Source organism: Candidatus Filomicrobium marinum (assembly GCF_000981545.1).
Taxonomy (GTDB): domain Bacteria; phylum Pseudomonadota; class Alphaproteobacteria; order Rhizobiales; family Hyphomicrobiaceae; genus Filomicrobium; species Filomicrobium insigne.
Genome location: NZ_LN829119.1, coordinates 1,808,787 through 1,831,925 on the forward strand (window position 1 = coordinate 1,808,787; position 23,139 = coordinate 1,831,925).

At 56.9% G+C, this 23,139-nt stretch carries 21 protein-coding genes; 12 read left to right on the forward strand and 9 right to left on the reverse strand.

Annotated features, from left to right (window positions below):
• Positions 1–34 precede the first annotated feature (34 nt).
• From YBN1229_RS08520 to YBN1229_RS08530, 3 genes are all read left to right on the forward strand, one after another.
• A complete protein-coding gene (locus YBN1229_RS08520; RefSeq protein WP_046477990.1) occupies positions 35–2,716 on the forward strand; it encodes a bifunctional acetate--CoA ligase family protein/GNAT family N-acetyltransferase in 2,682 nt (893 codons plus the stop codon).
• A 293-nt stretch (positions 2,717–3,009) separates the two neighbouring features.
• Positions 3,010–3,369: a phasin family protein gene (locus YBN1229_RS08525; protein ID WP_046480159.1), complete on the forward strand. Its 360-nt coding sequence runs from the start codon at positions 3,010–3,012 to the stop codon at positions 3,367–3,369.
• Positions 3,370–3,430: 61 nt separating this feature from the next.
• Complete coding sequence (locus YBN1229_RS08530; RefSeq protein ID WP_244465045.1) at positions 3,431–5,302, forward strand: PHA/PHB synthase family protein; 1,872 nt, start codon at positions 3,431–3,433, stop codon at positions 5,300–5,302.
• Between the two features lie 29 nt (positions 5,303–5,331).
• Here YBN1229_RS08530 and YBN1229_RS08535 read toward each other — a convergent pair whose 3' ends face one another.
• From YBN1229_RS08535 to YBN1229_RS08555, 5 genes are all read right to left on the reverse strand, one after another.
• Entirely contained in the window at positions 5,332–5,751 is a 420-nt protein-coding gene (locus YBN1229_RS08535) for a c-type cytochrome (protein ID WP_160298694.1), read from the reverse strand.
• 31 nt (positions 5,752–5,782) lie between these two features.
• Complete coding sequence (locus YBN1229_RS08540) at positions 5,783–6,154, reverse strand: hypothetical protein (RefSeq protein ID WP_046477991.1); 372 nt, start codon at positions 6,152–6,154, stop codon at positions 5,783–5,785.
• A gap of 68 nt (positions 6,155–6,222) precedes the next feature.
• Positions 6,223–6,654, reverse strand: coding sequence for a host attachment protein (locus YBN1229_RS08545; protein WP_046477992.1), 432 nt, complete (start codon positions 6,652–6,654; stop codon positions 6,223–6,225).
• Between the two features lie 151 nt (positions 6,655–6,805).
• Complete coding sequence (locus YBN1229_RS08550) at positions 6,806–7,087, reverse strand: DUF6455 family protein (protein ID WP_046477993.1); 282 nt, start codon at positions 7,085–7,087, stop codon at positions 6,806–6,808.
• 111 nt (positions 7,088–7,198) lie between these two features.
• Positions 7,199–9,331 (reverse strand): DUF294 nucleotidyltransferase-like domain-containing protein, encoded by a 2,133-nt coding sequence (locus YBN1229_RS08555; RefSeq protein WP_046477994.1) that lies wholly within the window; start codon positions 9,329–9,331, stop codon positions 7,199–7,201.
• Positions 9,332–9,677: 346 nt separating this feature from the next.
• On the opposite strand from YBN1229_RS08555, the gene YBN1229_RS08560 reads away from it, so the two are divergent.
• From YBN1229_RS08560 to YBN1229_RS08590, 7 genes are all read left to right on the forward strand, one after another.
• Positions 9,678–9,929: a DUF4212 domain-containing protein gene (locus YBN1229_RS08560; protein WP_046477995.1), complete on the forward strand. Its 252-nt coding sequence runs from the start codon at positions 9,678–9,680 to the stop codon at positions 9,927–9,929.
• Positions 9,930–9,940: 11 nt separating this feature from the next.
• Positions 9,941–11,932: a sodium:solute symporter family protein gene (locus YBN1229_RS08565; protein ID WP_046477996.1), complete on the forward strand. Its 1,992-nt coding sequence runs from the start codon at positions 9,941–9,943 to the stop codon at positions 11,930–11,932.
• A gap of 94 nt (positions 11,933–12,026) precedes the next feature.
• Positions 12,027–12,338, forward strand: coding sequence for a hypothetical protein (locus YBN1229_RS08570; protein WP_046477997.1), 312 nt, complete (start codon positions 12,027–12,029; stop codon positions 12,336–12,338).
• A 5-nt stretch (positions 12,339–12,343) separates the two neighbouring features.
• Positions 12,344–12,691: a hypothetical protein gene (locus YBN1229_RS08575; RefSeq protein WP_046477998.1), complete on the forward strand. Its 348-nt coding sequence runs from the start codon at positions 12,344–12,346 to the stop codon at positions 12,689–12,691.
• Between the two features lie 108 nt (positions 12,692–12,799).
• Complete coding sequence (locus YBN1229_RS08580; protein ID WP_139165278.1) at positions 12,800–13,174, forward strand: hypothetical protein; 375 nt, start codon at positions 12,800–12,802, stop codon at positions 13,172–13,174.
• Between the two features lie 144 nt (positions 13,175–13,318).
• Positions 13,319–13,699 (forward strand): hypothetical protein, encoded by a 381-nt coding sequence (locus YBN1229_RS08585; RefSeq protein ID WP_046478000.1) that lies wholly within the window; start codon positions 13,319–13,321, stop codon positions 13,697–13,699.
• On the forward strand, positions 13,696–13,971 hold the full coding sequence (locus YBN1229_RS08590) for a hypothetical protein (protein ID WP_046478001.1): 276 nt from the start codon (positions 13,696–13,698) through the stop codon (positions 13,969–13,971). The genes YBN1229_RS08585 and YBN1229_RS08590 overlap by 4 nt, the downstream gene beginning before the upstream one ends.
• A 105-nt stretch (positions 13,972–14,076) precedes the next feature.
• Here YBN1229_RS08590 and mdoH read toward each other — a convergent pair whose 3' ends face one another.
• Positions 14,077–15,873 (reverse strand): glucans biosynthesis glucosyltransferase MdoH, encoded by a 1,797-nt coding sequence (mdoH, locus tag YBN1229_RS08595; RefSeq protein WP_052743796.1) that lies wholly within the window; start codon positions 15,871–15,873, stop codon positions 14,077–14,079.
• A gap of 1,126 nt (positions 15,874–16,999) precedes the next feature.
• Between mdoH and YBN1229_RS08600 the strand changes: the two genes are divergently transcribed.
• Both YBN1229_RS08600 and YBN1229_RS08605 read left to right on the forward strand, forming a co-directional pair.
• Positions 17,000–18,277 carry a formylmethanofuran dehydrogenase gene (locus YBN1229_RS08600; protein WP_046478002.1) on the forward strand — a complete coding sequence of 426 codons (1,278 nt, stop codon included), beginning with the start codon at positions 17,000–17,002 and terminating at the stop codon, positions 18,275–18,277.
• 18 nt (positions 18,278–18,295) lie between these two features.
• Positions 18,296–19,957 (forward strand): formylmethanofuran dehydrogenase subunit A, encoded by a 1,662-nt coding sequence (locus YBN1229_RS08605; RefSeq protein WP_046478003.1) that lies wholly within the window; start codon positions 18,296–18,298, stop codon positions 19,955–19,957.
• 52 nt (positions 19,958–20,009) lie between these two features.
• Here YBN1229_RS08605 and YBN1229_RS08610 read toward each other — a convergent pair whose 3' ends face one another.
• From YBN1229_RS08610 to YBN1229_RS08620, 3 genes are read right to left on the reverse strand one after another with little or no spacing between them, the layout of a single operon-like run.
• Entirely contained in the window at positions 20,010–21,023 is a 1,014-nt protein-coding gene (locus tag YBN1229_RS08610) for an Ldh family oxidoreductase (RefSeq protein ID WP_046478004.1), read from the reverse strand.
• The gene (locus YBN1229_RS08615) at positions 21,020–21,964 is read right to left on the reverse strand and encodes a hydroxyacid dehydrogenase (protein ID WP_046478005.1); all 945 of its coding nucleotides are present in this window, start codon (positions 21,962–21,964) and stop codon (positions 21,020–21,022) included. Before YBN1229_RS08615 ends, YBN1229_RS08610 begins: the two co-directional genes overlap by 4 nt.
• 3 nt (positions 21,965–21,967) lie before the next feature.
• Positions 21,968–23,137, reverse strand: a complete 1,170-nt coding sequence (locus YBN1229_RS08620) for a mandelate racemase/muconate lactonizing enzyme family protein (RefSeq protein WP_046478006.1) — start codon at positions 23,135–23,137, stop codon at positions 21,968–21,970.
• Positions 23,138–23,139: the final 2 nt, after the last annotated feature.

The window sequence follows — 23,139 nt, forward strand, 5'->3', positions numbered from 1 at the left end:
AGAGCATGTTGTCACGATGGCGAGGTGAAGCTCAATGACAATCCGTAACCTCGAACATGCGGTTCGCCCTAAGTCGATTGCCGTCCTGGGGGCCTCCAGTCGCGAAGGCTCGCTCGGCCACATCTTGATGCGAAATATTATTGAAGCGGGGTTCGCCGGAGAAATATGGCCGGTCAATCCGAAGTATGATGAAGTCGCAGGGCGTCGTTGCTATGCACGGGTGAGCGACATTTCTAGCATTCCCGATTTTGCAGTCATCGCCACGCCGCCTGGAACTATTCCCAGTCTCATCCGCGAGCTTGGTGAGAAAGGTACCCGCGCAGCCGTTGTGATAACGGCTGGCCTTACGCGCGAGAACGGTTTGCGACAGGCGATGCTCGATGCTGCCAAGCCGTTCCTTTTCCGCATTATCGGGCCGAACACGGTGGGGTTGATCGTCCCAGAGGCTAAGCTGAATGCTAGCTTCGCGCACATGTTTCCGCGCCCTGGCGGACTGGCACTTCTCTCTCAATCCGGGGCAATCGCGACCTCCCTTATCGATTGGGCGGCTGACGAGAATGTCGGCTTCTCACACATCGTTTCTCTTGGTGACATGGCGGATGTCGATGTTGGCGATTACCTAGACATGCTTGCGGGGGATGGGAAAACACGCGCCATCCTTATGTACCTTGAGACAATACCCAACCCGCGCAAGTTTATGTCTGCTGCCCGTGCTGCAGCCCGCATAAAGCCTGTCATCGCGATTAAGTCGGGTCGGCATGAACAGGCGGCCAAGGCGGCCGCAACGCACACGGGGGCATTGGCAGGCGGGGATGCCGCGGTTGACGCAGCCTTGAATCGGGCCGGCATTCTTCGCGTGCACGATTTAGGCGAGCTCTTTGACGCGGCAGAGGTATTAGCGCGGTTCAAGCAGTTGAAGCGCTCTCGGGTCGGCATCGTAACGAATGGCGGCGGCGCAGGCGTGCTTGCTGTAGATCGTCTGGTCGACTGCAAGGGAGAGCTTCCCGAACTTTCGCCCGAGACCATCGCAAGGCTAGATCGGGCGTTGCCGTCCAACTGGTCCCGCGCCAACCCGGTTGACATTATCGGTGATGCACCCCCCGGCCGTTACAAGGAAGCTGTTGCTGCCGTGGCTGCGGACGCCAACATGGACGCCCTGTTGGTTTTAAACTGTCCGACAGGACTGGCGTCAGCGAGTGATGCTGCGAAAGCGGTAGGGGCACTCGCTAGCAGCGGCACGATTGCCGGGAAGCCGGTTCTGACGTGTTGGCTAGGCGGTAAGTCCGCCATCCCGGCGCGGCATATTCTGCAAGATAGCGGACTGGCGAGTTTCGAGACGCCGGACGATGCGGCTGTCGCAGTCTCATATTTGAGCGACTGGTCACGAGCGCAGAAGGCGCTGATGCGTGTGCCGACCCACGGCAGCGAGGACGTGCACGTCAATCGAGAGCGCGTCTTCGAGATCTTCCAGAAAGTTGCCAATGAAGGTCGCAGCATACTTACCGAGCCTGAAGCCAAAGCAGCTCTGGCAGCCTACGAAATTCCAGTACCGGATATGGTCGAGGCGCCTTCGGTTGATGACGTCGAAAAGCTGGCATTGAAGCTGCTGGAAACGTCGGACAAGATCGTCGTCAAGCTACTATCGAGGCAAATTTCCCACAAATCCGATATCGGAGGCGTTGCGCTCAACATCGATACAGCTGCAGCTGCGCGCGCTGCTGCAGAGAAAATGGTGAAGAGAGTTGCAAAAGAGAGGCCCGACGCCACCATCGACGGCTTCACCTTGCAGCCCATGGTTGTCCGTAAAAATGCGCAGGAACTGCTGCTCGGGATGAGCCGTGATCCGGTCTTCGGACCAGTCATCTTGTTCGGCGCCGGTGGGACAGCCGTCGAGGTCGTCGCCGACACCGCGACCGGCCTGCCTCCATTGGATGACGTCCTTGCTGGCGATCTCATAGATCGTACGCGGATCGGCCGCCTTCTGGCTGGCTACCGCGACCGCCCGGCAGCCAACCGCGAGGCGATCAGCCGTGCGTTGAATGCGCTTTCACGCATGATCGTTGACTTTGCCTGCATAGTCTCATTGGACATAAACCCGCTGATTGCCGATAGCGATGGCGTCGTAGCTCTCGATGCGAGGATCGAGATCAATCCAGAAAATATCGATTGCCCCACTCCCAATCCTGATCTTGCCGTCCGTCCTTATCCCTCAGGTTGGGAGAAAGATCTGATCCTCCACGGCACGCGGTATCATGTTCGTCCCATCAAGCCCGCGGACGTCGCCCTTTATCCGACTTTCCTGGAGAAGGTATCGGCAGAAGATTTACGTTTGCGGCTCCTTGCGCCGCGCAAGCACTTTCCAAACGAGATGCTGTTGCGGCTTACACAACTCGACTACGAGCGGGACATTGCCTTCGTCGCGATAGACGTAGCATCTGGCGAATTGGCGGGCATAGGCCGTCTGTCTTCGGACCCGGACAAGGAGATGTCTGAGTTCGGCCTCGTTGTGCGAACGGATCAACAAGGACGAGGGTTGGGATACGCTCTTCTGGAAGAGCTCATCCGCTTTGCAAAGGCTGACGGCATTTCGCGGATCGACGGGTTCGTTCTGAGAGACAATACGAAGATGCTGAAGTTGTGCCACGAGATGGGATTTCAGGCGCATCTCGATACGGGCGATCCGGGTCTCTCGATCGTGTCTCTCCAGCTGAAGTAGGCGGAATACTTTAGTGTACGGCAGCGCCAGCGCGTCGCAGTTCTCCGTTGATCAAGATCAACGTGAACTGTTAGCCGCGGTGACTACTCTAACATTGAGTTGGGAGCTTCCAGGTCGCACGGAACAGTTGCTCTTGAATAGCAAGTGCAATGCACCTGTGAGGAGAGAGGCTTATGACAGCGAGATTGTCGAAAGGCGGAGGCCGATCCAAGATTGAGATCGGGAACCTGGAGGACCACATAGTGTTAGACAGACCAGATGGAACGAAGCCGCAGAGAGCAATGATGAATAGAATGAACGTTTTTACTCAGCCGCAAACAGCCTTATTCGGTCAGCAGGCTTTTCTGGCACTTGGCCGACTCCAGGGGCATGCGTTCAAATCCATGATGAGCTACCAGATTGAGGCTTTGGCGTTCCTCAAGCATCGTTATGAGCAGGATGTGAAGCTGCTCGAAGATTTGAATGCTAGCAAGGAAATCGATGACGCCGTTCATATCTACACCGATTTCTTCCAGAACGCCCTGAACGATTATTCGAGCGAAGCCGGGAAGATGGCGAATATAGGTTCGAAGTTTGCGTCCGAGACAGCCGATCGGATCCAAAGGGAAGCCGAAGCACTCGCCGACGAGTTGTCTTCGCCGAAGGCGGCCTGAAATCATATGGTGGCAGGCGTGGTTGCCAATTTGCGCAAGGTGAGTGCGCAGAGGAGGACTAATGGGGGCGCCCGTTCCACGGGAAAGTGACGTTGCGGACCTGTCAGTTGATGCGCAGCTGCCTAAAGACATGAGCGCAAAGGATCGACGGCAAGGTGGGCTTGTCGCGTATCCAGCATCCGAGAGCGTCGTTGAGAGCCGCACAGCGCAAGAGCAGGAAAGTGTCTTTCGACTAGCCGATCGGCAGTTTCATGCGGCGTGGGCCCCACTGACGTTTGGCCTATCTCCTATAAGCTTGGCAGGCGCTTGGTGGGACTGGGCTTTGCACTTGGCCACGTTGCCTGGCAAGCAATACGAGCTTCAGGTCCGAGCAGTCGAAAACTGGTCGAAGCTTTTTCATTATGCGTGGGAATGCACATGTCAGGGTCAAGGCGCGACGCCGTGCGTTTGCCCACCACCTCAGGACCGGCGCTTCCAACATCGCGGATGGCAGGTCTTCCCGTTCAATATGCTCCATCAGTCCTTCTTGTTAGGACAGGACTGGTGGCATGATGCTACCACAAGCGTACATGGTGTGACGGCTCGGCACGAACGGCTCGTCGAATTCTATAGCCGGCAGTTTCTCGACATGATGTCGCCTGCGAACTTCGTTGCGACGAACCCCGAAATTATCGAGCAGACCGTCAAAGAGCACGGCGCTAATTTTATGCGTGGCTTAGGCCATGCGACAGAGGATATCGGCCGATCCGTCAGCGGCCAGCGTCCAGCGGGTGCCGAAGACTTTGAAGTTGGGAAACGCGTAGCCGTTACGCCGGGTGAAGTCATTTTCAGGAATGAGCTTATCGAGCTCATCCAATATAAGCCGAAGACCGAAAAAGTCCGGCCGGAGCCGATCCTTATCATCCCGGCCTGGATCATGAAGTATTACATACTCGATTTGTCGCCTCACAATTCGCTCATTCGCTATCTTGTTGCGCAAGGGTTCACGGTCTTCTGTATTTCCTGGCGCAATCCAGGGCCCGAGCTACGCGATATGTCGATGGACGATTATCGCAGGTTGGGAGTTATGGCAGCTCTCGATGTGGTCGAAACAGTAACCGGCAGAGAAAAGGTGCATGCCGTCGGCTATTGCTTGGGCGGCACCCTTTTGTCGATTGCTGCGTCAGCCATGGCGCGTGATGGAGATGCTCGTCTCGCCAGCTTGTCCTTCTTCGCGGCGGAAGTGGATTTTGAGGAGCCGGGGGAACTTGGCCTTTTCATAGATGAAGGGCAGGTTTCGTTTATCGAGGACATGATGTGGCAGTCGGGGTACCTCGATCAGCGCTACATGGCCGGGGCATTCCAGATGTTGAGGTCGCAAGACCTCATCTGGTCCCGCATGGTTCACGAGTACCTTATGGGTGATCGGCCGGACATGACGGACCTTATGGCATGGAACGCCGATGCGACCCGCATGCCTTATCGGATGCAGTCGGATTATCTACGAAAGCTTTTCTTGGGCAATGATCTCGCGCAGGGTCGTTTTCGCGTCGATGGGCGTCCCATCCAACTCGAATGCATTGAGGTCCCGGTGTTCGCAGTCGGCACAACGACTGATCACGTGGCGCCCTGGCATTCGGTGTTTAAGCTCGTTCATCTTCTCGATGTCGAGGTCGATTTCGTCTTGACCTCAGGCGGGCACAATGCCGGTATCGTTTCAGAAATTGGTCATCCGCGTCGTTCGTATCAGGTGCTCCGCCACCCACGCGCAACGCCAAGCCCAGACCCGGATGCTTGGGCCGCCAGCGCCCCGCGAAAGCCCGGGTCCTGGTGGCCGGAATGGACGGCTTGGCTCAGCGATATCTCGGGAAAACCCACCACGCCGCCGCCACTCGGTCGAGTGCCTTATAAGCCTATGTATCCAGCGCCTGGAACTTATGTTCTGGAACGCTGAGATCGCGATCCGTAGGGAAGCCAGCGTCCTTACGTATTGTAAGGAATGGCCGGCTTCTGATTACCCTTTTGAGGCTTGGGGAGCAGTGCCGGTCCCGACTTAGCATCACGCAAAGAGTCCATATAAGCGATCAGATCATCCATCTCGCCACGTGTAAGCTGCATGTCCGGCATAGGAACGTGAGGCATCATCAAGACGTGCCGGATATTGTCGGCGGTTTGTCCCTTACGATTGGCGATGGCGCGAAATGTTGGCACGCCGGCCGGGACGGTTGCGTTGCTATCGCTTGCTATTACGTGGCAACTCACACACCAACGTTCTGCGATTGCTTTGCCACGCGTCATATCGGGAGGGCTTTGCGGAGCATCTGCTGCAAAAGCCATTTTAGCGCAAGCTGATGCAAGCATGACGCCGACCAAAATCCAAGTTGCGCGATGAGCGTCGGTCATGGAAATCATGAATCAGGCCTATGTGAAGGGATTAATCGAGATCTGAAACAGCGACGACGTAGAATGTCCGCATTTCTCCGTCGCTCTCTCGGAACGATATATATTCTCCTGGCACGAGCTTGTGTTTGTCGAGTTTGAAGCCTGCCTCGTCATCGTCACTGCGCGTTGTGTCGTAGTCGAACGCCCAGACACCACCTGGCTTATGGACCAGATGGCCAATTGGAGAAGGTTCGTGGGGCCAGATGCGTTTGACGCGACACCGATCCCGATTCTGCCGCCACTCTTTGGCATCGAGATGTCCATTATCATCGAGCGGAGCGACAAACTCGTAGCCACGGTCTCGACTGCCGTTGGGAAAATCTGGGTCTCTGGCGAGTTCCAAGCGAACATGCTTCAGCGCCATTGGCGTACCTCACAATAATATTTATGACGCGCTGGGCATGGCAGGCGTCTCCAAACAGATGATCGAGACTAGCAGAGAAGGTTTTCTGTTTCGAGACGGTGGACGATCTCTACGTTGGCTGCTTGCGTGAGATCTGCGGCCACTTCAGCGATAACCTTGACACGCATCCCATCGTCGAACGAGGCATGCAGATCTGCGATCATAGAAGGCGGCGCAACAATCAAAAGCCTGTCAAAGTCTCCCCTCGTGGAGCGCTCCTGCAGGAGGTCGGCGAGCTTACAAGCAAACTTCGTTTCCGGAGAGCAGGGTCGCCGGCACAAAGGAACAGCATCGTAATTCGGATCATCTGCGCATTCGCAAGGAAGTTCCCGGCAAAGTGGAACATCTTCGTCAAATCGGTATGGCTCAAGAATACGCGTGTTCCGCCCCGTCCCGAGCCGTTCAACAATGCGGGCCCTTGCGTTACCCGCAACTAAAATCCATCGCTTAATCCGCTTCATGACGTTCCGCACCCAGATCTTATCGTTAATCTTGCGGACTACGAGGCTATGCGGAATGCTGCGTGCTCGTCCTTGACTTGGGTCAAACCAGACCCAAGCCTTCTCTCTCTACCTATTATTTAAATGCAAACTGAGCCGGCGATGGTCCGTCTCACAGGGGGGCGTTCGAGGCAGTCTTCGAAGACCGACGGCAGCTTTCCAGCAGCGAAATGATAGGGCAGAACGCGGCGGGCTCACCGCCGTGAGGCCAATTCTCAAGCCATTCCAAACACTCGGCTGCGTTGGTGCAATGCAAACATTTTGTACGAGCCTCCGCATACGCATTGCCCTGACGCAGGCGAATAAGGCTTAATGTGTCGACATCGAGTTTCTCGATCATGTCGCTCAAACGGCGGGCTTGCCGCTCGACGTGGCGGAACCTCGGCCAATCCATGATATCCTCCACAACTTGAGTTCATCCTGCGAAATGGCATAGAGCGATTTCGTGCGGCGTTGACTTGACGCAAACATGCACGAGATGCCGCACTCATCTTGGTGCGACAGATTAGATGCGTCCTTCACCGACGAGGTCTGTCGCTATGTATACGTCAGCGACCGCTGCTTTGAGTGCAGCACGTTGCGCACGGTCCAGACGCGCCGTTGCGACCTTGTTCCCCGGCGGTACGCCATCCGCAATGTCGGTGATCTGCTGTTCAAGAATAGATCTGATGATCGTTTCGTGTGCGACGAGTAGACGTTCGATCGCATCAGGCGAAGCCGCGCCCTTGGCCGCAATTTTGCGAAAACGCTCAGGGGTGCTCCTCGCACGCGCGTCATACTTGATCGAAAGAACGCGTGCGGCTGTGATGATCGGAAATAAGCCGACCTTCTTAAGATCAACGCGACCCTTCTCATCACGCCTGAAGCCACCAAAAAGCGTAAAAGCCTGACCACCTGGTATCCGAGCAGCCTCGGTCAGCAATTTGATGAAGGGGGTGGATTGAGATCCGCACGCATATGCGTGCTCCCATATAGCTTCACCGAGAGCGACATCACCAAAAACTGGGATGCCGTCAAAGAAGATGTCGACGTTAAGCAGGTCTTTCGGGCGCTGCCGGCGCACCCAGCTTTCGATCATGCCTTTCCAGTCAGCGAAACTCATGCGCCAGGCGGCATTGCGTGCCATCACGCCCCCTTTGCAGTAAGGAACGCCGACCTCATCAAGAATATCGGATAAATGCCTTCCAAGTTTTTCGAACCATCTGTCTTCAGGTCCGCCAGGCTCGCCGCTGTTGAAGATGATGGCGTTGTCTTGATCTGCCGCGAGGAGGCTTTCCCCACGCCCTGCCGATCCTAAAACCAGAACGGCATAGGGAACTGGCGGCGCACCATGCCCAGCGTCCTTCATTCGTGCTTCAGCAAGTTGCGAGGCGCGTCGCGTCAAAACCCGCAATTCAGAACTGATGACATTTGCGATCGTGAAGGCACGAACGTCTTCGGCGATCAACTCTTTCGCAATGACAGGTAACTTGGCCCAGGCCTGACTGAGTTCGCCAACGGTATTCGCGACGTCGATTTCATCGCCAAGTGCAATAGCGGAGGAGGCGCGGTATCGCAGCAGATCGCGCATGGTCAAAGCGCCAATGATCTCGCCATTGGCATTACGTACGCCGAGGTGACGGAAGCCGAACCGCTGCATGCGCGCGATCGCGCGATAGAGAAAGGCTTGGTCGGAGATTGACTGCAGCGGTGTATTCATAATGTCAGCGACCGGTCGAGCAAGAGCGTCGGCTCCGCGGGAAGCGATCGCGCGCATGATATCGCGTTCCGTCACGATCCCATGCCGGCCATCGCCAATTTCTACGAAAGCTGAGCTCACTTTGCGATTAATGAGCGTGCGGGAAACCTCGTGCATGGTGTCGTTTGGAGAAACGCGCACCGGTGGCATGCCCATGACTTCGTAGACGCAGTGACGATAGGGATAAGTGTCGGTCCGCATCAGTGGACCTTGAACCTTGTCATCAGGCTCGTCGGTGGCCTTTCCGGTCGGAGCATCTTCAAACGTCGCCATGAGCCCGCCCGCAGCTTGAGCATCACGTTCAATGGCGTGGCGTGTCGCGGCTTCTGCTTCGGCAAGGGTCCGCACATTTTTCGCGCGGAGCAGCGGAAGTAGCGCTAAGAATGCTCTCGCTGTGGCGGTGGCATCGCCGAGCGCCGTGTGCCGTCCCTCGATCTTGATATCCAGCCATGCACATAAGCTGTCGAGACTATGTCCGGCGAGAGTAGGGGCAGCGATTTGCGCAAGTGTCCGGATGTCTAGGGCGTGTCGTGGCCGCCATTCGATTCCGGCGAGCTGGCACTCGCGCTGCAACACGGCAAGATCATATGCAGTAGCATGCCCGACAAGTATGGAAGTCCCGATAAAATCGCGTAATTCAGGCCACACGTCTTTAAACGGAGCAGCGGTGGCGACGTCGGCATCTGCGATACCGTGAATGGTCGTCGAAGACGGGGGGATCGGGATGTCCGGATTGACAAGCCGATTGAAGCATCGATACTTGTCGATCACGCCGCCGTGAACTTTAATCGCACCTATTTGCACAATTCGCGCGGTGGTTGAATCAAGACCTGTTGCTTCAATGTCAAGAACGACCGCGTCCAAGCCGACAAGCGGCGTGCAATAACTGGTTTCGGTCATGGGAGCAATATTATCTCCTGATGAGAGGAATACTGAGACGGCCGAAAATTATTACGAACTGGACGTTTTTGCTGCAAAATTACCTTGCCGCAAATGGTATTAGATGACGCTGAAGATTTACTATAGAGTAATTGAAGTAGTTGATGCGGGTATTATTGCGGTGCACACTATTTAAGTGTGGTAATTATTCAATTATGCATAGAAGTACGACTTAAGTTCTCTATGCGTGGCGTTTACTGAAGATTAATCTCCCAATTTGGGGCGGTTTGCCTGAGCCGATAGCGCTGCGGGCTGCTTACATCCGTCCTGTATCCCGCGCGATCGCGCGATAAAGGGAGAAACGACCATGCAACAGGACGGAGCAAGACACTGGCGCAGAACCAGTAGGCTCATGTGGACGATGTTCGTGTTGTGGCTGTTCTTCAGCTTCATCATCCACATGTTCGTTATTCAACTTAACACCATCGTCATCCTCGGCTTCCCGCTCGGCTTCTACATGGCCGCGCAAGGGTCGTTGATCGCGTTCGTCATCATGCTCTTCGCGTTTGCGAAATTGCAGGACAACATCGACCGCGAAGAAGGCTTCGCTGAGGAATAGGGGAGGTGTCGATGGCACAAGTCGATTCAAACAAAGGCGGTGGAGACTTTATCTCCAACCTAGGCCGAATATATACACTTTATACGGGCGGCTTTTTTGCGTTCGTTGTAGTTCTCGCAATCCTTGAACAGATGGGAGTCCCGAATAAGTTCATCGGGTACGGCTTCGTGTTCTTGACGATCGCCGTCTATGCTATCATCGGGATTATCTCACGTACGGCTGAAGTCGGCGAATACTATGTTGCCGGTCGGCGCGTTCCTGCGTTCTACAATGGTATGGCGACAGGCGCCGACTGGATGTCGGGGGCTTCATTCGTCGGTATGGCCGGAACGCTCTTCTTGCTCGGTTACGATGGCTTGGCTTTCGTGCTGGGATGGACAGGTGGCTACGTTCTCGTCGCGATTCTGATTGCACCATTCCTGCGCAAGTTCGGCGCTTTCACTGTACCGGACTTCTTCGCCGAGCGTTTTGGCGGCAACTTCGCACGGTTTCTCGCCGTTATCGTGCTGGTGTGCTGTTCGTTTACTTATGTAACAGCGCAGATCTACGCGACCGGTATCATCGCATCCCGCTTCTTGGGGATGGACTTCACCGTTGCGGTTTACGTCGGTCTGTTGGGCATCTTGCTCTGCTCGATGTTGGGCGGCATGAAGGCCGTGACCTGGACGCAGGTGGCACAATACATCGTTTTGATCGTTGCCTACCTGTTGCCCGTGGTTGTTCTCTCGACCCAGAAATACGGCATCCCGATTCCTCAGCTGACCTATGGACAAGCCCTGCAGGATATCACGGCACTTGAGCAATCGATGGTCTCGAGCGGTCTGGCGGACGCGGCAACGCTGAAGCCGCACATCAAACCCTTTGTGACGTATGATCCTCTCAACTTCTTCGCTCTGATCTTCTGCTTGATGGTCGGTACGGCATCCTTGCCGCATATCCTCATGCGCTACTTCACGACACCATCCGTGCGTGAGGCTCGCAAGTCGGTGGCTTGGTCGCTGTTCTTTATTTTCCTCCTGTACTTCACGGCGCCGGCCTATGCGGCATTCGCGAAGCTTGAGGTCTATTCCGACGTTGTGGGCCGCGATCTGGATAGTATCCGTGAGTGGTTGTTCAACTACGGAGCGATCGGGCTCATCAAGGTCTGCGGCGTGGACGCCGTGAACCTCGAAGCGGTTAAGGCCGCTTGCAGTAATATCGCTGGTCATCCCGGCGTGTTGCGGCTTCAGGATCTCACGATCAACCCTGACGTGATCGTTCTGTCGACTCCTGAGATCGCGGGGATGCCTTATGTGATCGCAGGTCTCGTAGCAGCCGGTGGTCTCGCCGCCGCGCTGTCGACAGCTGACGGTCTGCTTCTTGCCATCGCCAACGCGCTTTCACACGACATCTACTACAAGATGATTGATCGGAATGCGCCGACGTTCCGCCGACTTTTGGTCGCTCGCATACTGCTGGTCATCGTGGCGGTGTTCGCGGCATACACGGCATCGACGAAACCGGCGGACATCTTGTCGATGGTGGCGTGGGCGTTCTCGCTCGCGGCGGCCGGCATATTCCCAGCCCTCGTGCTCGGAATCTGGTGGAAACGCGCCACGACTACGGGAGCGGTACTTGGCATGATCTTTGGTTTCGGGATCTGTCTCTACTACCTCGTCGGAACGCGCTACTTCGCTCCGGGCTTCTATGAGATGTGGAGCTTCCTGTCGAATGCGACGCCTGATCAAATCGCAAAGTTCGCGCAGCTTCAGGCCGCGTGTGCTTCAGATGCGGCACAGTGCGCCGCCTTTGATAAGCATGCGCAGTCGATCGCCAACTGGTGGGGTGTGAGGAACATTTCCTGTGCTCTGTTCGGTCTGCCGATTGGCTTCCTGACCATCTGGATCGTCTCCTTGTTCACGCCGGCTCCCAGCCAGCGAATCCAGGATATGGTCGACGCCACACGTCAGGCATCCGGCGAAGCCATCATCCGTGATAAGGACGCGTTGAACTTGCCTCATTGATGGGCAACAACTTGATTAACGAAGACGGCGGGGTCTCGCACCTCGCCGTCTTCTGTTCGCCGAGCCTCCCTTCCGCGCCATAGTAGGACCTGCCATGACCCCGGCCGATAGTTTCCTGCAGAACTGGTGGTTTCACGTACCCAATCTCGTGATGTCCGCCCTCATCTACACTTTGATCGGTCGGTATATTCTGGATCTCATCTTCGGTTCCAATAGCAAGGCCGTCGTTCTTCACGTATTCCGCCGCGTCACGGACCCGGTCCTTAAGCTTGTGCGCTACATTACGCCGGCGATCGTTCCCAATGGACTCGTTCTGGTCTTCGCTATTGTCTGGTTGATGGCCGGGCGCATGTTCTGGTTTCTAACCGCCGTGGCGGCGGGCATGAGTGCGTCGGTGGGGGCCTAACGGATATGAACGATCTGCAAGACCGCGAAGAGCTTCTCCGCAAGGACGTCCTTCTTGTGGCCACCGCGGCATTGTCACTCGTCAACGGGATGCATTTCTCCCCTTGGTTCGATCTGGTGGCAATTTTGCTTAGGCCGTTCGTCGCGGGGACATTCTTGGCGTCTCCGTTGGCTTTTCTCTATTTGACGTCGGTCTTCATCTCTGCATGTACGCTGATTACTGCCGGCGTACCCGCTGCGATCTACGAGCGGATTCGAGGAGAGAAGTCGAGCACGTCCATTTCGCTGGGCATCTGGTTAGCGGGGACGGCCCTCCTCACGGCACCTGCCTTCATGGCTGCGGCTGGGGGCTGATTTCTGCGCAAGCTGGGGTAGCTTGTACATTCAGAATGAAAATCACATACTTATAGCTTGGCCAAGAATGCAGCCTACCTGTTCTGGCGTCGGTTCAGGACAAGCAAGATGTTGAAGCGTATTCATTATCTCGCCGGCGTCTCCGTGGGGCGGGCGTGCGGTTTTGGATTCCTGGGTCTCGCGACGACGGTTGTCGGCCTGTCGGACCAGATGGACCTTGCATTGTCGGCGGGTGGCTTCCTTAGCCTAATCGCATGTCTGACATTGGCGCTGAAGGCTCTGTACGCTGACAAGAGACCTTACAAGAACACCGAACTCTGGCTCATGCTGGAGCCTAACGAGCGTCCGCATGCGGCGATTGCGCAGCAGATAATATCAGCGGCTCGGCGACAGGCGTTTTATTGCTTCGCGCATTATGCCGCTTGGCTGGCGGCTGGCATGCTTGTCGCCTCCTTACTATGGCGCATTCTGACCCTCCGCTAAAAATATCACCGGACAGACCGGCAGCCGCATCCTAGCGAGTATTGTCGTCCGTATTTTGTGACTGTATGTTGACGCAAAAAGTAATGTTTGCGGGGTCGCAGGTGCAGAGCAATCATTGTAACGGCATATGGCCTGCCGCTCGCCATGTTAGGCTCAGCCTACGCATTTTTGGCGACCTATCCTGCTGGTGATCCGGTGTCATGGACACCGCTCGCGTTCGTCATTGTCTCCGCCGTGGTCATTTTAGCGGGGATCCTGATCTCTAACCCTGGCCGTCTCGGTAGTCTGTTTGCCTGGCTCATGGGCCCCGCACTCTTCGCCCTACCCATCGTGCGAATGACCCTTTCCGGGCAAGGTTGGAATGAAGCCCTGGCGGCAGGCAAGGTGGACGTGATCGCAATCGATCTATGCCTGATGATCGCAGGCCTGTGCGGACTGTGGTTCGCATGGTCAAAGAGCGCACGCAGGCAGGTTAAACCGGCTGGACAACAAGTGGGTACTCTGAGCGAGGGGCCGGCCGAGTGAACATCCAATCTATTGTTGCGGTCGCAGGCATGATCACCATCGCAGGGCTTATCGTCCTCGCGCTGACGGACTCGAAACGACGACGGACGCGTCATAGGCCCAGAGCTGCGGCGACGGTTGTCCGTTATTTGGTATCAGCTGTAGCTTTGCTGCCGGGCATATGGCTGCTTGGCACGCTACAGGCCGCATCTCTGTTCATCTGGTTGGGCGTTGCCGCTCTGAGCGGGTGGGGTCTCACGGTGATCCTGCCGCGCACCAGCATGAAAGAGTAAGAAGACCGCCTCCCGTCGGGAGCTTATTGCCTCGGCTAAGGTAATAAAAAATGGCGGCAAGCGCGTTGTTACCACGCTTGCCGCCGCGATGTTTGTGCGAGTGCTTTAGCCTGCGAGCGGTGCGTATCCGCTAACATAGGTCGTCGTTGTCTGTGCCTCTTCAGGCGTACGTGCGATGCCGTGACGTCGCATCCAGGTCCCAAATTGCGGAGAGGACGTCAGGACGGCAAATGGTATCGCCAGAAGGAGGCCGCAGAGAACTGGTGCAGCCCAAGGCAAAGCCTGCGGAGCATAGTGCGCGAACACAGCAGTCAACACTGCGCCGAACAACGTCTGCGGCCACATAGCCCGTGCGGCTTCTGCCCAGCTGAGCCGGTAAGCATCCCGGGTCTGCCCGCCCCATGAGATGCGCGCGCCAAACAACAATCCGACCATGAAAATGGAAACGCGGAAGGCAACCACCGGAGCCATCAAGAGAGAGAAAAGGAACTCGACGAGAAGCCCTGCGGCGAATCTCATAGGCCCGCCAAGCCGCGCCACGCCGTTCGGCTCCAGTGCTATCTGGATGGCGCCTACGATTTTGGGCATGAGGCTTAGAATGAACATCGAGACGTAGAGACCAACCGCGAGTGTGGGATCGAACGTCTCCATGGTTTCCGTCGCGGCCTTGACCGCCGCCAGCGTCATCATCAGCATCCAGGCTACTGGCGCGATATACATCGCGATCGCTTGCGCTATCTGAAAGCGGCTGACAGTGGCCAGCCCCGGCATTCCGAGAAGCCGCCAGTACTGCATGTTTCCATTACACCAGCGTTGGTCGCGCTGCATATAGTCAAGGATTGTGACTGGGTTCTCTTCCCAGCTTTCCGTCTCTTCTGGAATAACACGCACTTCATAACCCCCGCGGCGCATAAGAACCGCTTCGACTTGGTCATGAGAGAGCAGATGACCGCCCAACGGAGCGCGACCTGGCAATACCGGCAGGTCGCAATGACGGGCGAACGCTTCGACCCGAATAACGGCGTTGTGGCCCCAGAACGGCCCGCAATCTTGCTGCCACCACGCACTTCCCAGCGTGAAAGCGCGCATGCCCTGCCGCATCCCGAACTGGAAGATCCGAGCAAATCCGCTTTCAGTGGGAGCACCAACAACAAGACTTTGCAGGATGCCGATTTCAGGATGCCGTTCCATCGTGGTGACCATGCGCACGATTGTGGAGCCGGACATCAGACTGTCGGCGTCGAGCGGGATCATAAGGTCATAGTTGCTACCGCGCGTCTCAACGAATTCCCAGACATTCCCAGCCTTGAAACCCGTGCGGGCGCTCCGTCTGCGATAGTAGGCATTTCCAAGCCCGGCAAACTGGTGGCGCTTGTCGGCAAAAAGCTGCTCTTCGCGCTCGGCAATCGCCGGGATGTCCGTATCGGACAGTACAAACAGATCGAAAGCCGCGCTCTGCCCCGTCTGTTCGAGGCTTGCCCGTATGGCCTCCAGCCGAGCGAAAGCCCGATCAGGGTCTTCGTTGCGAACAGTCATGAGCAGTGCGCAGCGTGACTTGATAGGAGCTCGAGGTGAGGCGTCAGACCAGAAGGGAGCGACAATCTTCGCCGGATCCCGGTAGGCTAGAGTTAGAAACAATCCGATAATCGCATTCCATGATGCAAGTACGGTCCAAGGCGCGCTGAGCACCACACATGCCATGATCAGGACATCGACCAGTGTCCAGCCGTCGCCGCCTAGCACTGTTGCTACGCCGGCAAACAACGCAGCCAGTGTCGCAATGTTCAGCCCGACCATGGAGAGGCGCCGAGCCGGCACAGTCCACCAACGAGGGTTGGATCGCGTATCTCGCGCAGAGAGACGCTCGCGCAGAACCTGCACGTCTTCCGAAGTATATTGCATTGTCGCTCTGATTAGCTGGTGTTTCGGGACGAATGATTGCCGCAGAAAGCGCCTCAGCGCCAAGTTGATTGCGAAACTCTAAAAGCCTGCGCCTAAGACCGTTTACGGTGTGCCCGGCAAGTCTGACGGCAAATCACGGTGGTAACTTTTGCCACCGCTTTGGACGGAAAGATGACAGAAAAAGGCTCTTTGCGCTCAGCGACATATTTGCACCACCGCTAAAAAGAAAATGCGCGCTTGTAGCAGGCCCTTTTTGATCGCCGGGCGAGTAATTTTTCAAAACGCTCAATATCAGCAATGTGCACTATTCCGCACTGCGACATTTGATACATACGTTTTGTGTCAGCTTATCTGTTCCTGCGCTCTTTCTAAGTTTACGCCGGCCTTCCGCGAGACAGGAAGTGGCGAAGAGAATTCGTTAAAAATTATGTAACAACAGTGTGTTGGCGGGAGACTTGTAGCTTGCACAACTTGGCCGTTATAGAAAGGTTGCTGGGATCGCCGGCGGAAAGAGATGCACCGGCAAACACGCTTTTGAGTTCAAGCCGTCCTGGCCATTCGAAACACGAAACAGGCGCTGCAAAAGTATCTGCTCATTTATTGTATTAAAAGAAGAAGACGCGAGTTTGAGGGTAATCTCAAAAGACCGCGAGACAGTTTTTTATTTATATTTTCTGGGGTGTGACTAGTTATCGTTTTAGATGTCAAACTATCGCCGTTTTGCGGAGATTGTGCAAAAATTGCGGCGGTCGAAACGTGTATTCGCCAAGGGACTACGCCGGCCCAGATTAGCTTCTACAAACGGCGACACAACAAAACGAAGATTATGCTTCGCCAGTTTAAAAGTGCCGCCGGCCAAGCAGCAAGATCCATACTTGGCTTTCTGCAAGGGCTAAGTAAGGTCTGGCCACTACTTAACAGTCGGCGGTTGTCGCCAAAGCCTTAAAAAGTTCCGCATGCTGATCTACTCAGTTCGAGTGAATTCAAGAGGCGAAACCTACGTTCCATCAGTCAACTGATTGAAATCATGCGGAAAATCCACTGAGATTGCTCAAATCGGCAACCCGTGGTTTAAGATTAATCGACCGACCGCCACGGCGAAATCCAGCTCAGATAGAGGTAATGGATGAGCGAACACGCTGCGTCCCAGAGTTTCACCAATGTGCCTTGCCCGTTTTGCGGCATGCTGTGCGATGACCTGGAAGTTGCTCGCTCGGATGCGGGTAGCTTGAAGGTCATAAAGAATGGCTGCCCGAAATCCAGCAGTGGTTTTGCCCGGTCTGTCTCCGGAGCAAAACCACAAATCTCCGGCCGCGACGTAGAGCTGAGCGAAGCTATCCAAAAGGTGTCGGAGCTGGTGCGGGCCGCGAAGCAGCCGCTCTACAGTGGGTCAGCGACCGACGTGGACGGCATGCGTGCCATCATGGCGCTGGCGGATCGCAGTGGGGGTACCGTTGACCATGCACTCAGCGCAGCTCTGGAACGCAATCTGAGCGTGCTCCAATCAGCCGGCTGGATCATGTCTACGCTCACGGAAGTCCGCAACCGGGCCGATGTGATCGTGATCGTCGGGACCGATGTGCAAAAAATGCATCCGCGGTTCTTTGAGCGGATCGTTTGCCCGCCGGAGTCGATGTTCGACACCACGCCCGAAAAACGGACGATAGTTTTCATTGGTGAGGGACTCGATACGTCGGGCGCAGTGGGGCCGCGCATCGGCGATGTCATCACACTGCCCTGCCCGAGCGACCAGATTGGAGATGTTGTGTCCGTCTTGCGGGCCCGCCTGCGAGATTTCCCGGTTTCAGGGCAAGACGTGGCGGGGATCGCGATAAGCGATCTTGAATCGTTGGCCGCACTCCTGCGAGACGCACATTATAGTGTATTGGTGTGGTCTCCTGCGGCGTTTGATTTCGCCAACGGCCACCTCGCCGTGCATACGATCAGCGAAATCGTCAAAGACTTGAACACGACAACGCGTTCAGGCGGTCTGACGCTCGGCGGCAACGAGGGCCTGACCACGGCCAGCTCGCTGTGCAGCTGGCAAAGCGGCTTCCCGCTCCGCGTAAGCTATGCAACCGGGAAGCCGGATTACGATCCGGCGATCTATTCGGTAGATCGTATGGTGACCGATGGAGAGGGGGATTTGCTTGTCTGGGTCGCCTCCATATCCACTCAGCTAGCCCCGCCTGAAACTAATATCCCTACGGTAGTGCTCGGTACGCCGGGACTGCAAGTGAAACGCCAGCCCGAAGTGTTTATTCCGGTAGGTACGCCGGGTGTAGATCACGTTGGGCGCTTGATCCGCGTCGACAGCGTCGTTTCGCTTCCGCTGCAGAATTTGCATCGCTCCGAACTCCCGCGCGTCGCTGACGTACTACAGGCCGTGCGTGCAACACTCTAATCTCCGGGACGCTTAATAATGCTGATAAAGCTCGCTAACGCGAAGGTCTACGATCCGGCTAATGGCATCGACGGAGAAGTTCGCGACATCTATATCCAAGATGGTCGGATTGTTTCGCCGCCGGCAGATGCGCGCGTCGATCAGGAATACGGGCTTCGTGGAAGGGTCGTAATGGCTGGCGCCATTGATCCCCACACGCACATCGGTGGTGGCAAGATGACCATCGGCCGGATGATGCTGCCCGACGACCATCGTGGTCATGAGGTTGCGCACACCGACATTACACGAGCTGGCGGCGGTCACGCGGTTCCGTCCACGCTCACGACCGGCTACCGGTACGCAGAAATGGGCTACACCGCCTGCTTTGAGCCCGCCATGCTGCCTGCCAACGCGCGCCAGGCCCATATGGAAATGGGCGACACGCCGATGGTCGACAAGGGCGCGTTCGCAATGCTGGGCAGCGATGACTTTTTCTTGCGCCAGCTCGCGGGACGGCAGGATTTCGCAGCCATCAAGGATTACATCGCTTGGACGATGCACGCGTCGCAGGCAATCGCTGTCAAGGTCGTCAATCCGGGCGGGATCAGCGCGTTCAAGTTCAACCAGCGTAAGTTAGACCTGGACGAACAGAACTCATACTATGGCGTCACGCCACGCGATATCCTCGTCACGCTTGCGCGCGGATTGAAGGAACTGGGCGTCGCTCACCCCCTCCATGTCCATGGCTGCAACTTGGGCGTTCCTGGTAACGTCGAAACGACCCTCAACACCATCCGGGCAATGGAAGACCTGCCCGTCCACCTGACCCACATCCAGTTCCATAGCTACGGCACGGAAGGGGACAGGAAGTTTTCCTCAGGTGCGGCACGCGTTGCCGAAATGGTCAACCAACACAAGAACGTCTCGATCGACGTCGGTCAGGTCTTGTTCGGCCAGACGTGTACGGCCTCCGGCGACAGCATGCGCCAGTACGGCAATACAAAGAGCGCGCATCCCAACAAGTGGGTCGTCATGGACATCGAGTGCGATGCCGGTTGCGGTGTCGTTCCCATGCGTTATCGCGACAAGAGCTTCGTCAACGCTCTGCAATGGGCGATTGGCCTTGAGACCTTCCTCTTGATCGACGATCCCTGGCGCATCTTCTTGACCACAGATCACCCGAATGGCGCACCGTTCACGTGTTACCCGCATCTTATCAGGCTGTTGATGGACAAGGGCTTCCGCAACGACATGATGCAGAAGATCAATCCGGATGCGGCCGCGTCCAGCACGTTGAGTACGCTGGATCGTGAGTATACGCTTTACGAGATTGCGATCATGACCCGCGCTGGGCCTGCACGGAGTCTGGGCTTGCGGGATCGCGGCCATCTTGGCGTTGGTGCATGTGCGGACATCACCGTCTATGAGGATAACCCAGATCGCGAAGCCATGTTCGCGACACCACTCTTCGTGTTCAAGAACGGCGAATTGATTGTTCGCAACGGCAAAGTCGTCCACGTCACGCAAGGCGCAACGCATGTCGCGCGGCCTGACTATGATCCGGGGATTGAGCGGTCGTTGAAGGACTACTTCTCACGCTACGGCACTGTGGCGATGGAGAACTTCAAGCTGTCAGACGAAGAGATCATTGGCGGCGATCATGGCAGCATCATCATCCAGCCGACGGGCGCGCGCGTTTAGCAACGCGTCGCCGCTTACACGTTCGGTCGTTACGATAGTCCAGACCGCCGTCTTAGGCGGTCTGTTGCGCCATTTCGTTCAGTGAAGCGAGAAGACCGTCTTCAATGCTGACACCGTCGCGAGCGGCGGCTTCACGCGTCTCGCGACGGCTTGCACCCGGCAGGCGGGTCCCTGTATCGGCTTCGATCGTGCTCGCAAGAAGCTCGATTTTCTGAGCAGCCGCCGGACCTCCAAAAGCTCCCGGATCAATTGCGATGAGGAATTGCCCGATTCCGGGAGGATTGCCCTCGCCGTCAAAGAGGGAGGTCGCTTCGAAGGCTTGATTGGCGCCGGTCAATGAGCCCGCGAGGATTTCTACCATCAGCGCGAGAGCCGCACCCTTCGGGCCTCCGATCGGCAGAACAGTCCCCTTAAGCGCGGCTTTGGCGTCCGTCGTCGGGCGGCCTTCGGCATCGTTGGCCCAGCCCTCAGGAATAGGCTCGCCGCGTTGAGCTGCAGAGAGGATTTTGCCGCGCACAACTTGCGAGAGAGCCAGATCGATAATGATGGGCGCACCGTTGGCGCGCGGAGCCGCGAAGGCAATGGGGTTGGTTCCGAAAACGCCGCGCTTGCCGCCCCAGGCTGTCATCGCGTGCGGGGTATTGGCGAACATCATCGCCATCATGCCGGCATCAGCGAGCCGTTCCACCGCTTGCCCGAGCGCACCGGCGTGATGTGAGCGTACGAAGCCGGCCGCCGCGATCCCGGTCTCATGCGCGAGTTTGGGCAGTTCCTCGGTCGCCAACTCGAAAGCGCGAAACGCAAAGCCGTTCGCGACGTCGATCATGAGACTGCCGGGGCGCGTTCGCGTCATCTTCGGCTTCGCGTGACCATCGACCTTACCGGTCCGCGACTGGGCGCTGTAAGTCGCGACGCGTACGACGCCGTGTCCCTTCTGCCCGTCGATGTCCGCTTGCACCAAGGCTTTGGCAACGGATTGGGCATTCCATTCGCTGGTATTGGCCGCGATGAGGCAACGCTCGGCAAGCGCGCGCAGCTCCTCGACTGGAACTCGGGTGGTTGTCATGGTGTCTCGTTGTTGTTCAGGACGTTAAGAACGTTTTCGACCGTCACAGCGCTGATGCGAATATTAGCCTCGCGTGTCACGCCGGCGATATGCGGCGTTAGAATGACGTTCGCAAGTCCTTTGAATGCAGCAGCAGAATCCTTGTCTATCGGCTCAGTCTCGAACACATCCAGCGCCGCGCCGGCCAAATGCCCGCTCCGCAAGGCTGCAGCAACGGCGGCTTCGCTGACAATCCCACCCCGCGCGGTATTGATCAGAATAGCACCGGGCTTCATGGAATTGATTTCACGCTCTCCGATGAGGCCGCGCGTGTCATCCGTTAAAGGGCAGTGCAGACTGACGACATCGGATCGCGCCAGCAGGTCGTCCAACGAGACATGTTCCGTTTGCGCCCAGGCGGGACTGTCCGCTGGCACGAAGTCATCATAAGCCAGCGTGACAAATCCAGCATTGCGCGCAAGCTCGCCGGTTGACTGGCCGATGGACCCGAAGCCGATCAGGCCGAGAACCTTACCGGAAATTTCCTGGCCCTGGCTCATTTCTGCGCGCGGCCACTCACCGTTTGCGAGCCGCTGCGAGCCAAAAAATGCGGTCCCTCGCAAAAGTAACATGGAGGCACAGAGCACATACTCCGCCACCGAAACGGCATTACCACCGGTTGCGGGAAGCACGGCGATATTGCGGGCACGGCAGGCGGCAAGGTCGATGTTGTCGAGCCCGACGCCAAGGCGTCCGACCGCGCGCAGCCGGGGTGCCGCCACAATGACCTCTGCGGTCACCCGGGTGCGGTTGCGCACGATAATGGCTACGGCGTCGGTTAGGGCAGCCTTAAGTTCTGCAGGCTTGTCCCACAATGTCTCGTCGGACAGCACGTCGTACTTTTCTCGCAACGCTGCCACGGGAGCGGCGTCGATGAATTCGGAGATAACGATATCTGGCATGGCTTAGTAGTCCAACAGGCGGCGGATCTCGCTGTACATCTTTGGTTTCAATTCGATGCCCAGGCCGGGATCTTCAGGAAGGGTGGCATAGCCGTCGACGATGGGAAGTTTGTCGGCAAAGCCACCATAGGGCTGGAACACGCCCGGGTAGCTCTCCGAGCCGCCCATCTGCAGTCCGGCAGCCATATTCAGCGCGAGCTGGTGCCCGCCGTGCGGGATGAGACGCCGCGGCGACCATCCATGCGCTTTTACGACGTCGAGGAAACGGAGATATTCGCTCAGGCCGTAAGATAACGCCGGATCGACTTGGATCCAGTCGCGATCCGGACGCATGCCGCCGTACCGCAGAAGATTGCGCGCATCCTGATGTGAGAACAGGTTTTCACCCGTGGCGATTGGGCCCGCGTAGTGTTCGCACAAAACGGCATTGAGCCGGTAATCCAACGGGTCGCCAGCTTCCTCATACCAGAACAAGCCATAGGGCTCCATTGCCCGTCCGTAGGCGAGGGAGGTTTCGAGATCAAACCGGCCGTTGGCGTCGACAGCCAGATGGCTTCCGTCGCCGACGACCTCAAGCACAGCTTCGATCCGCTTCACATCGAGAGCTAAATCGGCCCCGCCGATCTTCATCTTGACGTGCTTGTAACCTTGCTCCTGGTAGCCGTGCATCTCGGCCTTGAGGCCGTCGAGTTCTTTCCCAGGGTAATAGTAGCCACCACCCGGATAGACGAGTACACGCTCATCAAACTGTCCTCCGTTGTACCGTTCGGACAGAAGGCGCCAGAGGGGCTTGCCGGCAATCTTCGCGGTAGCGTCCCACACGGCCATGTCGAGCGCGCCGGCGGCGTGAGCCCGATCTCCATGGCCACCCGGCTTCTCGTTTGACATGAAAGTACGCCAGACAGCTTGCGGATCAATTGTTCCGTTTGCTTCATCCGCATAGGTCGCCGGGTCCGCCTCCAGGATGCGCGGGATGAAGCGCTCCTTGATGATGCCGGTTTGCGCATAGCGGCCATTCGACGAGAACCCGTAGCCAATGACGGGCGCGCCATCGCGAACGACATCTGTTTCGACCGCGACCAGATTGATGGTCATGGTCGAGAAGGAAATGTACGCGTTGCGTATGTCGGACGCGATCGGTCCGATGCCCGTTCGGATATTCGTGATTTTCATTG